Origin of the sequence: Clostridium taeniosporum (assembly GCF_001735765.2) — a bacterium.
GTDB lineage: Bacteria > Bacillota > Clostridia > Clostridiales > Clostridiaceae > Clostridium > Clostridium taeniosporum.
Window position 1 is genome coordinate 504001 of the sequence record NZ_CP017253.2, and the last position, 17424, is coordinate 521424.

Below are 17424 nucleotides of genomic sequence, written 5' to 3' on the forward strand. Positions count from 1 at the left end.
AAATAAATAGAGATAGCTGATACTTACAAATTGTCAATTGAATATAGACAGCAACTTTATAGTTTACAGAACTTTGTACTATTATTTCTTCATTTATATTAATGCATTATATAGAACTATTGATTAAATGAAGCATTTGAAATAAAAGTAAGTTTAAAATATTGGAGGAGGTGAGAACATGGAGAAAGAAATGAAAGAATTAATTGAAGCAAATGAAACTGAAATGAACTTTGAAGAATTACAAGCTATTCTTCAAAGTGAAGAAGATTGTGAACTTTCAATGAATTCTTGGGGAGATCACTAATCTAAAATAATAGGCTAAGGTGAATTTTCACCTTAGCTTATTTAAGTATGATTAATTTTATGTAGAATAAGGAGGTAAATATGATTTGACAAAAAAAATAAAAGTTGCACTAGTATCACCGTCAAGTGAAAAAGTTCAAATATCTAGTATGGAAAATTTGGCACTAGCATATTTAGCAGCTTCATTAAGAAGTAAAAATTTTGAGGTTGATATTATAGATGCAGGCATGTATCTATATAATAATGATTATATAGTGGATCGTATTTTAAATAATAATATTAAGCTTTTAGCAATTTCTTTATCCAGTGCTTATTTTATAAAAAGTGCGAAGGAACTTATTAATAAAATAAGAGATGCTGAAATAGATTGTCATATAACTATAGGAGGGTATTTGCCTACTTCGTATCCAGAAATTTTACTAGAATTAAATGTAGATAGCTTACTATATGGAGAAGGAGATTTTTCAATTAGTGAATTAGCTGAAAGAATAGAAAATGGATATAAATGGAATAATATGAAATCTCTAATCTACAAAGAAAATAATAAGTTAATAATAAATGAATCATATGATAGAATTGACAATCTTGATGTACTTCCATTCCCAGAAAGGGATAATTTAAAGTATATTTTGAATAGAGGTGGAGTAGCTGCAGTATCAACAAGTAGAGGGTGTTATGGAAATTGTTCATTTTGTCTAATACAATCTAATTTTGCTAAACAACATGGTCAAAAAGAATGGACTGGGAGAAGTGGGGAAAATATAATAGATGAAATAGAAAGTTTATTTATTAAGTATGGAACAAATGAAATATGGTTTATGGATCCTAATTTTATAGGACCGATTGGAAAGGGATCTGAGCGAGCACTTGAGATGTGCAAGGAAATAAAAGAAAGGGATATTAAATTTACATTTACTATAGAATGTAGAACAGATGATGTTATAAAAAATAAGGAATTATTAAAAAAATTAGTAGAGGTAGGGTTAAGAAGAGTATTTCTAGGAATAGAATCTGGTGTTCAAGAATGTTTGGATTTATATAACAAAGGAGTTACAGTCAAAGAAAACAAAGAGGCTGTAGAAATATTAAGAGATTTAGGGGTGTCTATGCATGCAGGGTTTATATACTATGATCCAACAACAACCTTGGAGGAAATAAGAGAAAATATTGATTTTATTAGAGAAATAGGAACAAAAGACATATCTTTTCCTGGAATAGGAAGAAATTTACTGGGATTATTACATGGAACACCAATTACAAATTTAATGAAATCTAATGGAATAACCCCAAATTTGTTGGGTACGAACTATAAGTTAAATCCAAAGGTAAGAGAAATTTACTTATTAATGAATAAATGTTTAGATAGATATGCTGAAATTAGATTAGCAGAAAGAATTACCTGGAGAGATATATATATTATGAATAATGATTATGAAGGTAATGAAATTGTTACAAGAATAAAAGAGAATATAAATACATTTGTATTAAATGTAATGGAAAAGATAGCAAAGTACTTTATTATAAATGAAAATTATGAGGTTAAAGATTTATTAGTATATTATGAGAAAGTTATTAAAGAATCTGATGAAAAAATAAAAGTATTAAAAGAATTAATTAACATTGAAAATGATTACAGAAAAAGTAAAGGCTATTTTTATGATATTTAAATTAATATAAGTGAGGAGGAGTAATTTTGCTTAAAGAAACACTTTACGAGTTGTTGGAAAAGTTTCCTGAGACGCATAAATCTATAATTATAAAGGCAGATGTAGCAAATAGAGGATTAAAGCTTAATAAGGATATTGTTGAATTAAAAGATCATTATAGAAATTTTTTTTCACTAGATGATGGGACAAGTATAATTGCTAATTATCAAGAAGAAAGTCCTTATAAAATAATTAAAAAGGATCAAAAGTATGTATTGGTATATAATAATGAAAATTTAGGAAATGTTAATTTCACTAAATTACCTATGTATATAAAAGAAAATAAAGATAGTTATTTAAATACTCAATACCTAGTTAGAGGTGAAACATGTGTATATATATATCCAATAAGTGCATGTTCATACTTTTTTAAAAATGATGAATGTAGGTATTGTGGATTTAATAACGTTTGGGATAAACATTTAAAAGGAAAAATTGATATGATAACTAACATTGACGAATGTGTAAAACTAATAAACATGGGCATAAAAGAATGTGGACTTCACCATGTAAAACTTACTGGGGGTTCATTATATGATTTAAAAAAAGAGGCAGATGTATATATTAACTTTGTAAAAGCTATTCGAGAGAAAACTCAAATTGAAGAAATTTATGCATATCCTCAAGCACTAAAGAAAGAAGATAGTAAAAGGCTTTATGAAGCTGGAGTACGTCAAGTTTGTTATGATATGGAGATATGGGATGAAAATCTATGGCCAATAATTTTGCCAGGTAAAACTAAAACTGTTGGTAGAACTGAATGGTTAAAAAGATTAACTGATGCAGTTGAGATTTTTGGAAGAGGTAATGTTGTAACTAGTTTTGTAGCAGGATATGAACTAGCACATCCAGATGGATTTAAAGATGTTAATGAGGCAATTCAATCGAATATTGAAGGTTTCGATTGGCTCATAAGAAATGGAATTGAACCTACATTCTTTCCATGGAGTCCAGAAATGCCAAGTTCAAAAACTTCACATGGAAGAAATATTTTAAATTTAAGAATTACAGAAGTACCAACAAGTTATTATTTAAAATTAGGAATGGAATTACATAATCTTTTTATTAAGTATGATATGTATAAGGATTTAGGATATGATGAATTAGGAAGAAATTCAAAGCGAGATAGGTTAGTTTGTTATAAATGTGGATATCATAGTATATCTCAAGATTATCCTAGATTAATTCAAAATAAATAAATATTATTATTGAAATGTGAATCAAAATTATAAAGTCGAAGAGGGATGAAATTAATAATGAAGAATTTATTTAGAACGCGGGAGTTATTCTATTTTACTTTGTATTCAATTCTTAGCTGTTTAACGTTTGAATCGCCGATATTTGTTGTATTTTTAGTTGGTAAGGGGATAACTTATTCACAAGTAACATATTTATTTGCTTTATATTCTTTTTTAGTATTCGCATTTGAATATGTGACTGGTATTATTGCAGATAAATACTCAAGAAAAAGTACATTGATGTTTAGTACTGCCTTCTTAATACTAGGGGAAATGTTTTTTGTTATGGGAAGTAATATTTATTACTTTATGGTAGGTATGGTTTTTATGTCAGTAAGTGTTGCTTCAAAAAGTGGAGCTGATATGGCTTATATTTATGATAAGTTTATTGAATTAAAACAACAGGATAGTTTTGATGACTTTATAAGTAATTTAGGAAGTGCCATGTTTATTGCTTCAGCTTTTGTATTCATAAGCGGATCTTTTTTAACTAAGTTTGGAAGTTCTTTGCCTTTCATTGGAACAATTATAGCATATTTATTTTGTTTATTGATTTTATTTAAATTTAAAGAACCATTAAGAGAGTCTAAAGAAGTATCAGCAAAGAATATAATTAAAAAGAATGTTATTACTATTTTATATAATAAAGTTTTATTGGGTGTTATTTTAGTTTCATTGCTTGTAGTACCAAGTTATCATTTATTAGATTCTCTTTTACAGCCGTATTTAGAATCTAATAATATAGGTGTAGAGTTCTTTGGACTATTTTACTTTTTATTCACAATAGCTGAATCGACTGGAGCAAAAATTAGTGGTAACTTAAATAAAAAGTTTAATTTTAATGAGATATTAGTTATAACAGCATTTATAGTATCATTTGGATTTTTAATAATGTCATTGACAAACAGTTTAGTGGTATATATAACGCCAATTATTTTAGGTATATCTTTTGGTATTTATTGTACAATTAATAGTATTGCTGTAAATAAGTTAATAGAATCAGATATAAGAGCTTCATTATATTCATTGCAACATGCATTAACTAAAGTAGTACAAGGAGTATTTCTTTTATTAATTGGTTTATCAATAGATAGGTTTTCTTTAAGAACAAGTTTTTTATATATTGGGTTAATTTTGATTATAGGTATAGCAACAATTTTTTTAGTATGTAACAATAAGGTTAAATTTAACTATAATAAAAAAAATGAAAACAATAAAGTAGGAGCAGAGTAAAATGACATCAATAAAAATAATGTTTTTCATTGAAAAACATTATTTTAATATAGAGAACTCTAGATTAGATCCATTTGAAAGAATTAAGAATGAAATTTGTATATGTAATAAAATATATGAAAAAGCAGATATAAAATTTTGTTATGATATAAAGATTATTTCAACAAAATATATCAGAGATAAAGGAGAATTCTTTTTTTTTAATAAGAAATTACCAGAAAAATTCTTTTTCCCTATCGTAAAAGAATATCAATTAAGTGAAGCTGCTTATAATCTGTTTTTTTGTAGGGATAATGAATTGTACAGAAATTATATGATAAGAGTTTATTGTTTCTATAAATATCATAACAAGGAAGGCGATAAAATGGATCAAAGAGGAGGATGTATACCCAGTAAGTTAACAAAATTAACTCAATTAAAGAATTTAATTTTACTTGGAAATAATAGAAGTGATTATACTTTGGCACATGAATTAAGTCATATTCTGCTGAATGATGTGCACGATGAAAGGTATTTTGTTCCTGAAAACAATATATTTAAATCACCAGTGAACTGCAATACAACTCATATTTTTGGAGAAGACTATGAAAAATATGTGAAACAATATTCAGCATTACAATTACATAGAGCATGTAAGATAAATCAAATAAAAATTATGAAGGAAAATGCAGCTAAACTTATTAGTGGTCTATTATAATAAAAAACTAATTTTATATTTGGAGGGTCATATGTATGAATTATTATGAATTGGAATATGAGACGAATAATGTGAGTGACTTATATAATATTGTTAAAGAAAATTTTGAAAATACGTCATTATCATATTTTAATATAGAAAAGAAAAATCTAATAGCAATTGTAGGGATTAATTTAAAAAACGCTGTAAATAATGAATATACAATTGATAATTTTGATAAATATGTAGGAAATGTTTTTTATGAATTAAAGATTACTAATGAAAGTTTAGAAGTAGAAATTAAAGATAACCAGATGCTAAAGCTTAATGATTATATAATATCATTTTACTTAAATAATTTTTCAACGGTATATATATATGATGTTAAAAACAATAGGAGATATTGGATTTACGATGAAATAAGAGAAGTAAATAGTATAAAAAGTTTAGAAAAGTCATTAATTAGAAGAAATTGTAATTATAAAAGTGAATTTTATATATTAGGAGATAGTATAAGCATATTAGATGAAAAATCTACAGCAGTATATAATGAATGCTTAAATTCTCAGACTAAAGTCTTAAAGAGTAAATTTTTAGCGTCATATATAGGAGAAGATTGTAGGTTTATGAATATAGCAAAAGTTAAAAATGATTTTGATGTATATATGTATTTTAATTTTAAAACTTCTTATATTATACAACTTACTGAAAAAGCGTATCAGGCTGAAAATCAAATAGAATTTAGGAGCAAAGTTAAGAGTATTAATATTATAAAGTTCCTAGAAAATAAATTAGAGTCTAAGCTGCTTTTTTTTATAGATAATAATATTGCTCATAAAGAAGAATATGCTAATTTTATGAATTTGATTGAATCAATTAAAGAAATATTTAATTATTTTAATATTTTGAAAGAGTATAGACAGAAAATTGATTTTCTAGATTCTGAAATCATTTCTTTATTAGACCAAAGGTTTCGAGTAATACAATATGTTTCAGAAATAAAGAAGAAACATGATATTTCTATAATGCAAAATGAGCGAGTAAACACAATGATTAAGAAAAGGCAGTTGATGGTAAAAAATAACAACAATATTACTTCAGAGTTTATTAAAGAGCTGTATAAATTAATTATAAAACATTCTATGGTTATGGAAAGTAAACATATTACAGATATGCTTTAATATTAAAAATTATTTTATAGGGGGATTTATAATGGAAAAAGTAAGAGAAAATTGGAATATTGGGGGTGCGTTTATATCACCTAAATATATTTTAGCTTTGAAAGAATTCTTAAATCAAATGGAAATGAATGATGTTAAGCTTACAATATTTGATAGTCATCATAATTTATTATGGAATGGAGGAAACCCACAGATAGGTAATTTTAGAAATAAAGAGTTATTTCTAAAAATAGTTAAAAAGTATAATTCGAAAAATATAAATTTTAATTTAGTATTTACTAATTTATTTATAGAAGAAAAACATTTAAGTGACGCTAGATGTAACTATATTCTTGAAAAATGCCACAGAAAGGGAAATGGTGTGATTGTTGCTAGTCATACTTTAGCAAGGTATATAAAAGAAAAATTTCCTAATTATAAGTTAATACATTCTTTAACTCATATGAATTTAGACGTGGAGTATTATGTAGATTTAAAAGATTTATATGATGTATTTGTTTTGCCACCTGATATGAACTATGAAAAAAATAAGCTTGAAAGATTATTGAAAGAATTTAGTGGAGAAAGAATTGAGATTCTTGTAAATGAAACCTGCTATAGAGGATGTCCGTATCAAAGAGAACATTATAATGTAAGTAGTAAGGCAATAATCGAAAATAATGCTGATTTATTGGAACAACTTCATGATTCTTTCTGTAGCAGACTTCACCATAAGCAAATACTTAATACTGGTGGTAGCAAGGATCTTCTTAATATTAAAAGTTATGAATTAAACTGCAATGAAGTAAATGAATTAATTAATATGGGATTTTGCAATTTTAAACTTTCAACTAGGGATATGCAGCCAGCAGGATTTGTAGGTGAAATACAAAAATATTTCTTAGAAAGACATAATATTAAGAAGTCATTTTTGGCATTTAAAAAATATTTTTATAATAATCATAATATAATTAATTCATAAAAGAGGAGAGTTAAATATGATACTTATGATTGATAACTATGATTCATTTACGTATAATTTAGTCCAATATTTAGAGGTTTTAAATGAAGAAGTATTAGTCTTTAGAAATAATAGGATTACATTAGAAGAAATAGAAAAATTAAATCCATTTATAATAGTGTTATCACCAGGACCATGCACTCCAAAGGAAGCTGGTATTTGTTTAGATATAGTAAATACTTTTAAAGGTAGAATACCAATTCTAGGAATATGTTTAGGTCATCAAGTTATAGGTGAAGCATTTGGAGGAAATATTATATGTGCCTCAGCTCCAGTTCATGGAAAAGTTCATAATATTACTCATGTAAATAAAAGTGTATTCAAAAGCTTAAAAAATCCATTAAAAGCTACAAGATATCATTCTTTGGCTATAGAAAGAGAAACATTACCAAGATGTCTGGAAGTTATCGCTGAAACAGAAGATGGAGTGATTATGGGAATTAGACATAAAGAGTTCTTAATAGTGGGAATACAATATCATCCTGAAGCTGTTTTAACAGAAATGGGTAACGAGCTTTTAAGTAATTTCTTGGCTATGGCAAAAAATATGAGAGATAAGGGGCAGGCAAAATGTTAATAAAAGAAATAGTAACTTCATTAGCTAGTCATGAAATATTCTCCATTTTTAAAAAAGAAAAATATAGTTTCTTTCTAGATAGTGGTATAGATCACAAGAAGTTAGGGCAATATTCCTTCATAGGATTTAACCCATATCTAACATTTAAAAGTAAGAATAAGGAAATAGAAATTATAATAAATGGAAAAAGAGAAGTTTTTTATGGAGATGTATTTGATCATTTAGAGAATTTAGTAAATACATATAAATTTGATTATAAAATTGATATACCATTTATCTCAGGATTTGTAGGTTATTTTTCTTACGATTTGGGTAATTCTATAGAAGAACTACCTAGAACCGCTTTTGATGATATAAATATACCAGATTGTTATTTGGGATTATATGATGGGATTATTATTTTTGATCATATTAATAATAAGACATTTGTTTCAGCGATTGGAATTAAAGAGAATTGTGAAGAAATTATAGAGCGGATAATTAATAAAATTAAAGAAAATGAACGAAATCATATAGAACATAATTTGAGTGTAAGCAAAAAAAATACAGAATTTGAATGCAATTTTACTAAGGAAGAATATATACAAGCTATTGAAAAAATAAGAAGTTATATTAAAGCTGGGGATGTTTACGAAGTAAATTTAAGTCAAAGATTTAGTTGTGATTTAGACCATACTCCATATGAATTATATGTGAAACTAAGGAATATAAATCCAGCACCTTTTGCTAACTTTATTGATTTTGGTGATGGTTGCATCGTTGGTAGTTCACCAGAAAGGTTTCTAAAAGTTAGAAAAGGAATAATTGAAACAAGGCCCATAAAAGGTACAATAGGAAGAGGAAAAACCCAAGAAGAGGATAATAAAAACAAGGAAAAGTTATTAAATAGTGAAAAGGATAAATCAGAGCTATTAATGATTGTTGATTTAGAAAGAAATGACCTTGGGAAAATTTCAAAAACAGGAACAGTAAAAGTGTCGCAGATTCTTGGAATAGAAGAATACGCTACTGTTTATCATTTGGTTTCAACAGTGGTAGGAGAGATAAAGGATAATTACAGTACAGTTGAGTGTATTAAAGCAATGTTTCCAGGTGGCTCAATAACTGGTGCTCCTAAAATTAGATCAATGGAAATAATTGATGAGTTGGAACCGACTCGAAGGAGCGCTTATACAGGTTCAGTGGGATATATTGGACTTAACGGAAATGTAGATTTGAATATAGTAATTCGAAGTATTATTTGCAAAAATAAAAAAGCATATTTTCAAGCTGGTGGTGCAATTGTATGGGACTCTAACCCAGAGCTTGAATATGAAGAAACATTATGCAAAGTAAAAGCTTTAATGGATGCTATAAGAGCATAGATATTTAAAATATAATTCTTGTTTTAGATAAAATAGTTTAAAAAAGCTATAGTACAGGCGTATGATTATAAAGTTAGTATTTATCCAAAAGAATGAAACTTATATTAATTATAAAGAATGAAGAAATTGTGGGGGAAATAAATTATTAAAATGTAAAAATAAATTAAATTTAAACGATAAATTTTTATCGCCTATCAAAGATTTTAGCATGGGAAGATATGAAATTACCTAGAATTATTATATTGGATTTATAAAAGAAATAGACTTATATGTTAAATAAAAGTGTTGAAATTTGACTACTAGAACAATAGTATTAAAATTTACTGATTCTTAAAAAATATTAAGAACATCTGGTAGTGTTTTTTATTATAGATTGCTTATAACAAATTTATTGATAGATTTTGCAATAGATAAAGGTAATTAAGTAGTAGAACTAAGTAATACTTTAGGTGGAATTGATTACTTAAAAGATAATTTTATATTCAAATTTATAAGCTGTATAAAGAACTTATAAAAAAAGTAATGGCAACATAATAATGGGTGAATTAAAAAGGTGATTTTATAGTCAGTAAAATTTTTTTGATAGGATTACAGTGTACGGCAATCTCGTCAACTTAGTCAATTTTAATATATTTTTTGCTATTTTATTTAAATTGTTCTTAAAAAATAGTACACTAAATAAATCCACTGGTTAAATTGAATTTTAAATCTTACATTTACTTTTATAATTAAATGTAAGATTTAATATTATGATGGTGCTTTTTTCTTGAATGTTTGTTTTTTCGTTCACAAGATGGATTTCGGCGTGCTTGTGAGCGAATTTTTATAGTTTTTTTTAATATTAAGTTTAATAATTTATTTCTTAATTTAGATGTAACTAATAAAACAGTGATTTTTTTAAATACTTGTCCAAATATAAAATTTCTATTTGCTTGGTATTCTGATTTTAAATTCTTATTATAATTTAGCTTACACACAACAATGACAGCAAGGAGATATACATAAATGTTTCAGAACACAATTATATGAGATGAACTATCAATACACAAATTTTTTAAACAACTAAATTTTAATTTATATTTAACTAAACTACAATTAAAGCATCTAGAAAGTATTATAAATGTAATGATTTCAAAAGGTTACAATTGTAAAGTATCCGATATAGAGGAGCTTACTTCGCATACGCATGGAACAAGTATCACAAGATTTTTATTAAAAAGTAATTTGAATGAAACATTTTTAAGCAAATCATTGAAATCACTAGTTTTAGGACTGATATGGAATAAATTAAAAGAAACTAAGAAACCAATATATTTTATTATTGATGACACTATTTCACAGAAAACCAAGCTCTCGTCAGAGGCTAAAAATATTATTGAAAAGTGTTCATTTCATAATTTTCATTTAAAAGGTAAAACAGTATATGGTCATCTAGAATTAGCTCAAAATTTAGTTGAATCACTACCTAAACTTGAAAATAAAGGTTATCTTTTGTGTGATAGTTGGTATAGTTCCAAAGCTATTTTCAATAGTTCCGTAAAAGCTGGTTATAGATATATAGGAGCATTAAAAATAGTTTAGAAATCTATTCAGTTATTTAACTGTAAAATTATTCGAGTAAAAATGCACTATTATAGAGAGTAATATGAAAATAGTAGAAATTTCAATTAATAGTATAAATTTGGATAAAAAAACGTTATAAATGGGATATTTATTTTGGACGATTATTAACTTTAATGATAAAATGAGAACTAAAGTTCGATAAAAAAGGTGATATTATGAAAAAAATAAAAATTTTGCATACATCTGATTTACATTTTGATACTCCATTTAGTGGAATGAAAAATAATGAATCCATTAAATGTAGAGAAGAACTTAAAGAAGTTTTTGAAAGAATAATAAAAATTTCACTAGAAAATCATATTGACATATTATTAATTGCAGGAGATATGTTCGATAATTTATTGGTAAATAAGAGTACATTGTATTTTTTAAAAAAATGCTTTGAAAGTATAAATAAAGTGAGAGTATTTATAAGTCCAGGAAATCACGATCCCTATAATGAAAAATCTTTTTATAGTATGATTGAGTGGCCTGAAAATGTTTATATATTTAAGGGAAACATTGAAAAAATAGTTTTAGAGGATTTACAAACTATTGTATGGGGAGCTGCTTTTACTAAAACTTATATTAATGAATCATTAATAAAAGGTGCAAATGGAATTGAAGGATATAACAATATAATGGTTATTCATGGTGAATTATGTTCATCAAAAGAAAAAAATGAATATAACCCAATTACAGAAGATGATATTGCTAGAAGTGATATGGATTATATAGCTTTAGGTCATAGACATAAGTATGTTGGTGTTAATAAAGCTTTAAATACTTATTATGCTTATAGTGGATGTCCACAAGGTAGAGGATTTGATGAATTAGGTGATAAAGGAGTTCTATTATTAGAGTTATGTAATGGGTATTGTGATTATAAATTTATAAAAACTTCAATTAGAAATTATTATGAAAAAGAAATAAATATAGAAGAGTATTTTGGATATAATCAAGTTAAAAATAAAATTTTAAGTTTTATAGATAAAGAAGATATAAAATTTAATTCGTATAAAGTAATATTAACTGGTGAAATAAGTGAAGAGTTTAATTTAAGAGAAGATATATTAGAAGAACTTATAAGAAAAGATAGCTATGATATAAAATTAGTAGATAAAACAGAAATAAAAATAGATATTGATGAGCTGTTAAATGGGTATTCAATAAAAAGTTTATTTGCAAGAAAAATATATGAAGAGATAGAAAAATCAGAAACTGAAGAAGAAAAAGAAATATTAAAATTAGCATTAAAAAAGGGGCTTCAAAGTTTAACTGGTGAAGAGGTGAGAGATTATATTAATTAAGCAAGTTAATATAGAAAATTTTGCAGGAATAAAAGGAAAAATTATAAATTTTAATAATAAATTTAATTTGATATACGGTGAAAATGAAAAAGGTAAGAGTACAATAGAAAATTTTATAAAAATATGGCTTTATGGTTTTGAAAAAAATCGTGGTAAAAATAGTGGAAGAAAAAAGTTCACACCATTAACAGGAGAAAAAATATCTGGAGAATTAGTGGTTGAACATAATAAGGCAATATATGTTATAAGAAGAAGTTTTGGACTAACTAAAAAAGAAGATACATGTGAAATTTTTGATGAAGTAACAGGAGAAAAAATAAATATATTAAATAATAATGAGCCAGGAAAATATTTTTTTAATATAAATTCTTCAACGTTTTTAAAAACTTTATTTATAAAACAATTAGGGGTAGTTGTAAATAAAGATAAAGAAGAAGATATAATGGAAAGAATAACTAATACTTATAATTTAGGTGAAGAAAATATATCTTTTAAAAAAGCTATAGAAGTATTAGAAAAAGAAAAGAAAAGAATAAAAACAGTTAGAAAATCTGGTGAGTTAGATTTACTTATGGAAAAGAGAGATAAACTTAAAGAAGAATTATGGGAGGGTTATAATCTTTCAAAAGAAAATATAGAAAATGAGGAAAAGCTATTAAGGAGGAAAGATGATAAGGAAGACATAATAAAAAAATTAGATAGTTTAGAATTATATAAAAAGTATTTAAAAAAAATAATTTGCAAAAAGATTATTTAGAAATTGCCCAATATTTAAAAAGAAGTGAAGAGCTTAAGAAAAAAGAAGAAAGTATAATTGAAGAGTTAAAAAATAGTTATTTTAATATAAATAGTGAATTTTTAGAAGAATTAAATAATGAGTATAATAGGTATTTAAATTTAAATGATATAAGACAAGAAAAGGTTCATGAATTAAATATCTTGCAAAATAAATTAAATGAAAAGAATAATGAGTTTAAAGAATATATGGTCTTAGATTCTATTAGTGAAGAAAATATAAAAGATAAATTATATCTATTAAAATTAGAGCAAGAAAATTTAGAAGAAAAATTAATTAAAATTAAATCAATAGAAAACTCTATAGATATATTAAAAAATGAATTGAATTCTAGAGCTAATAAAATTAGTAATTTAGAATATATAGATAATAATAGGGATGAAATAGAAAAAAATATAAGTTTATATAAAGATAAATTGAAGGAATTAAAATATAGATTAGAGTCTTATACATTTGATAATAAAATATATTCAATAAATAGTATAAAGAAAAAAATAATTTCTAGTTATATAATAGTTGGTTTGTTTTTAATACTTTTATTTATAGGTATATATAGAAGAATATTTATATTTGATATTATTTCAGTACCGATATTAGCATTTTCTATAAAATTTTATTTGAAGTATTCAATAATACTTAAGGAAATTTCATATGAGGAAAAAAGTAAATTTAATATAGAAAATTTAAAAAAGGAAATAGAAGAATTTGAAAAAAAATTAAATTTATATATGATAGAGATTAAGTGTAAAGGTTATGAAGAATTAATTAATCAGTTATCTAAGTATGATTATTATAAAAATTATAGAGATAATATATATGTATCAATAGATTCTAAAACACAAGAAATTAATCAATTTAAAGTAGAAGAATTAAGAAATAAGTTCAATAAAAATAAAAGGGTACTAGAATCTTTATATAAATTATTAGATTGTAATTCTATAGAAGAATCAATGGAGAAAGTTAATATATATAATAAATTAAAAAAAGAATTATTACCAATAGAATATAAAATTAATTCATTAATATTGGAACTAAAAGAGGTAAATGTTCAATTAATTGATAATGAAGAACATTTACGTACTAAGACAAAAGGTACGGAATTTGATAATGTTGATATATTAGATTTTCATATAAAAATTAAGGAATACAGAGATAAGATAAATAAAATAAAAGAAATAAAAAATAATTTAATTAATGTAGAAGAAACATATAAAGTACTTTTAAAAGATAGAGATATAGAAGAAATAAAAAAAGAAATAAAAAATATATTACCTAATGATTTAAATTATTCTTATGAATCTGAAGAAGAAATAGAAAAAGAGATACGAAATGAATCTAATAAATTATTAAAAGTAGAAAAAGAAATTAAGGATTTAGAGCATGTTATAGAAAAAAGGTACTTAGGTAAAAGAACAATATCAGAAATAGAAGAAGAGTTATATAGTGCTCAGGAAAAAATTTCAAAATATGAAAAAGAATTTAAGGCTTTAGAATTAGCTTCTTTAAAGTTACAGGAATCATTTAAAGAATTAAGAACTAATGTTGGACCTAAACTAAATAAAGAAGTTTTAAATAAGTTTAATTTTTTAACAAATAAGGTTTATAAAGATGTTAAAATTTCAGAAGATTATCAGTTAAAAATAAGGGATAATAATTTATTATTTAATTCAGAAATTTTAAGTAATGGTGCTAAAGATCAATTATATTTAGCACTTAGATTAGCATTTATAAATTTACTATTTGAAAATAAAAAAGTTCCTATATTTTTAGATGATGCGTTTGTTCAATATGATGATAAGAGAAGAGAGCATGCATTAGAATTATTAATAAAAGAAGAATTTGGACAAATAATATTTTTTACATGTCAGTGTATAGAAAAAAATGTATTGGATAATATGAAAGTTGATTACAATTTAATTCAATTAAGTTAATAATTAAATTATAATAGAGTAATTTTACTTAAATAATTTTATATTAATAACTAAGCAGATTTTTAATATTAAAAAATTTTATATAATTACTTTATGTTAGTGGTAGTTTTATAGATATATCATTTAAGACTTTTTGATATATACGTATAAGATAAAATTAAGAATCATTAAATAGCTTTACTTAAATTTTAAGTAGAGTTATTTTTATTTTATTAATATTATATTTTTACTAAAAACATAATGTTAAATTTAGCAATACAAACATGTAAATGTTTAGTTGAATTAAAAAGATATTTACCTATAATATAAAAAATTGCATTATATGTAATAATATTGTATTATAAGTAAGGAAAATATTTCAAAAATAATACAAAAGCAATATCTAGATTGGGGGGATTTTTTGTACTCAATTATTTTAGTGGAAGATGATTTGATGCAGAGAAATATTTTAAGGAAGATGCTAACTTCTAAATATGATTTTGTTAAAATTTATGAAGCTGATAATGAAAAAGGGGCTCTAGACATAATAGAAAATAATGATATTAATATGTTTATATTAGATATTAATTTAAAGGACTCATCGGGATTAGATCTTGCAAAAAAAATTAGAAATATTCCTAAATATGAATTTAACCAGATAATTTTTTTAACAACTTATATTGAATACATAACTCAGGCATTTAAACAAATACATTGTTATGATTATATATTAAAACCATATGATAAAGATGATGTATATAATATTATAAATAAAATCATACTTAATGAGAATAAAGAAGCTTTATATGAAAATAAAGAAGTTATTATAACATTAAAAGGTGGAATACATATTGGAATAAAAATAAAAGAAATTATTTTTATAGAAGTTAGAGGAAAAAATTGTGAGATACATACTACAAATAGAATTTATTCCATTAATAATATAAGTTTAAAAAAAATAATAAAACTAATTAATTCAGAAAATATAATACAAAGTCATAGAAGTTTTGCTATAAATATAAATTATGTATATAGAATAGAAAAAATAGATAATAAATTAAATACTATATATTTTAATAAAATTTCTAAAAAGGCATTTCTAGGATATAAGTTTAAAAATTATATTATATCTAAATTTAAAAAAGACAAAGTGGTATTATGTTAAACAATTTTATTATAAATAGTATAGACACGTTTAATATACTATATTTGTATACAACTTTAACTAAAAGGAACAACAATATATTGAAATTATTATTAGGAGTATTATTTATTTCTATTTTGGTTACAATTACTGAAGAATTAGGATTTGATTTTATTGTTATATATATAATAAACATTATAATGATTAAGTTTATATATAAAGAAAATTTAAAGGAAATAACATTAAACTTCTTTTTAGTAGCTCTCATAGATATTACTTTACAATTAATGTTATCATTAGCTATTAATAGATTTATTTATAATTATGCACTTGAATCAATTATAGTAGAAGTTATAATATTGATTTTAATATTAATACTTTCAAAATTAAATTTATTAAATATAGATATAAATTTTAAAATTATAAACAATAGTATATTAATTTGTTTAATATTAATATTTAGTGTATATTCTATAGTTTTTAAATTTATTTGGAGTTATAAAAAAATAATAATTTTAAACAATTTATTCTTTGATTTTTTAATAATTGATGTGTTAGTTATTTCTCAAATTTTAATATATATGTATCTTATTAAACTAATAAAAGAAAAAGAAAAGTTTAAAATTTCCAGTGAGTATAATACAGTTATTAATGAAATAATTGAAGAAATAAAAAGAAGGCAACATGACTTTTCTAATTATAAAAATACAATAAAAGGTATAGTAGAAGTTTTGGATGAAAAAGAAATAAAACCAGCAATTATTAATTATATGAAAGATGAAGATATGTCTGATAATAATATAAATAATCTTATATATATTGATAATATTGTTATTAAATCTATAATATATAGAAATATATGCAGATCTAAACAATATAATATTAATTTTAAATATGAAATTGAAAATAATGTTTTAGAAAATATTTTAAGTTATTATGAAATTTCTAATTTGTTAAGTAATTTATTAAATAATGCTTTTGATGAAATTATAAAAAATAAGTGTAACAAAAAGAATATAGACATTAAAATTTTCTCTGAGATTAATCAATCACATTTGATTATTAAAAATCAAATTGTTAACCATAATAATATTGATTTAAATAAAATATTTAAAAAAGGGTATTCAACTAAGGGGAATGATAAAAGGGGATATGGATTATATAATGTCCAGGAAATAGTTAACTCACACAAAGGACATATAAAAATAAATATAGAATCTGAAGAGATAATATTTGATATTTGTTTCAATAATAGTTAAGATAATTGAATTAATTATACATATTTACATAATAATATTAAATTAATAGTTTATCTAGGTATATAGAATAAATTTTTAAAATTAATTTATAAGAATGTAGGGAGAAAGACATTATGACATTAAAA

At 23.5% G+C, this 17424-nt stretch carries 14 protein-coding genes and 2 pseudogenes; all 16 read left to right on the top strand.

Translation table 11 applies throughout. The features are described 5' to 3' along the window. The first annotated feature begins 178 nt into the window (after positions 1-178). Positions 179-304, top strand: coding sequence for a hypothetical protein (locus BGI42_RS16500; RefSeq protein ID WP_275542697.1), 126 nt, complete (start codon positions 179-181; stop codon positions 302-304). 85 nt (positions 305-389) lie between these two features. Further along, a complete protein-coding gene (locus BGI42_RS02505) occupies positions 390-1970 on the top strand; it encodes a B12-binding domain-containing radical SAM protein (RefSeq protein ID WP_069678804.1) in 1581 nt (526 codons plus the stop codon). Positions 1971-1996: 26 nt separating this feature from the next. After that, on the top strand, positions 1997-3208 hold the full coding sequence (locus BGI42_RS02510; RefSeq protein WP_069678805.1) for a radical SAM protein: 1212 nt from the start codon (positions 1997-1999) through the stop codon (positions 3206-3208). A gap of 57 nt (positions 3209-3265) precedes the next feature. Next, on the top strand, positions 3266-4480 hold the full coding sequence (locus tag BGI42_RS02515) for an MFS transporter (protein ID WP_158523387.1): 1215 nt from the start codon (positions 3266-3268) through the stop codon (positions 4478-4480). A 1-nt stretch (position 4481) separates the two neighbouring features. After that, a complete protein-coding gene (locus BGI42_RS02520; RefSeq protein WP_069678807.1) occupies positions 4482-5177 on the top strand; it encodes a hypothetical protein in 696 nt (231 codons plus the stop codon). Between the two features lie 35 nt (positions 5178-5212). Next, positions 5213-6337 (top strand): chorismate mutase, encoded by a 1125-nt coding sequence (locus BGI42_RS02525; RefSeq protein ID WP_069678808.1) that lies wholly within the window; start codon positions 5213-5215, stop codon positions 6335-6337. A gap of 31 nt (positions 6338-6368) precedes the next feature. Beyond that, on the top strand, positions 6369-7298 hold the full coding sequence (locus BGI42_RS02530; protein WP_069678809.1) for a hypothetical protein: 930 nt from the start codon (positions 6369-6371) through the stop codon (positions 7296-7298). Between the two features lie 16 nt (positions 7299-7314). Next, positions 7315-7914, top strand: coding sequence for an anthranilate synthase component II (locus BGI42_RS02535; RefSeq protein ID WP_069678810.1), 600 nt, complete (start codon positions 7315-7317; stop codon positions 7912-7914). After that, positions 7908-9278 (top strand): aminodeoxychorismate synthase component I, encoded by a 1371-nt coding sequence (gene pabB / locus BGI42_RS02540; protein WP_069678811.1) that lies wholly within the window; start codon positions 7908-7910, stop codon positions 9276-9278. The genes BGI42_RS02535 and pabB overlap by 7 nt, the downstream gene beginning before the upstream one ends. Before the next feature lie 1041 nt (positions 9279-10319). Beyond that, a pseudogene (locus BGI42_RS02545) lies at positions 10320-10709 on the top strand (IS701 family transposase); the annotation flags it as partial. Positions 10710-10712: 3 nt separating this feature from the next. After that, positions 10713-10850, top strand: a pseudogene (locus tag BGI42_RS16595) (IS701 family transposase); the annotation flags it as partial. 206 nt (positions 10851-11056) lie between these two features. Next, positions 11057-12190, top strand: a complete 1134-nt coding sequence (locus BGI42_RS02550; RefSeq protein ID WP_069678813.1) for a metallophosphoesterase family protein — start codon at positions 11057-11059, stop codon at positions 12188-12190. A 43-nt stretch (positions 12191-12233) separates the two neighbouring features. Then, positions 12234-12947, top strand: a complete 714-nt coding sequence (locus BGI42_RS16355) for an AAA family ATPase (protein WP_242984757.1) — start codon at positions 12234-12236, stop codon at positions 12945-12947. Then, positions 12929-14917, top strand: coding sequence for an ATP-binding protein (locus BGI42_RS02555; RefSeq protein ID WP_242984739.1), 1989 nt, complete (start codon positions 12929-12931; stop codon positions 14915-14917). The genes BGI42_RS16355 and BGI42_RS02555 overlap by 19 nt, the downstream gene beginning before the upstream one ends. Before the next feature lie 400 nt (positions 14918-15317). After that, the gene (locus BGI42_RS02560) at positions 15318-16061 is read left to right on the top strand and encodes a LytR/AlgR family response regulator transcription factor (protein ID WP_084023830.1); all 744 of its coding nucleotides are present in this window, start codon (positions 15318-15320) and stop codon (positions 16059-16061) included. An 80-nt stretch (positions 16062-16141) separates the two neighbouring features. After that, positions 16142-17299, top strand: a complete 1158-nt coding sequence (locus BGI42_RS02565; RefSeq protein WP_338028395.1) for a GHKL domain-containing protein — start codon at positions 16142-16144, stop codon at positions 17297-17299. Positions 17300-17424 lie beyond the last annotated feature (125 nt).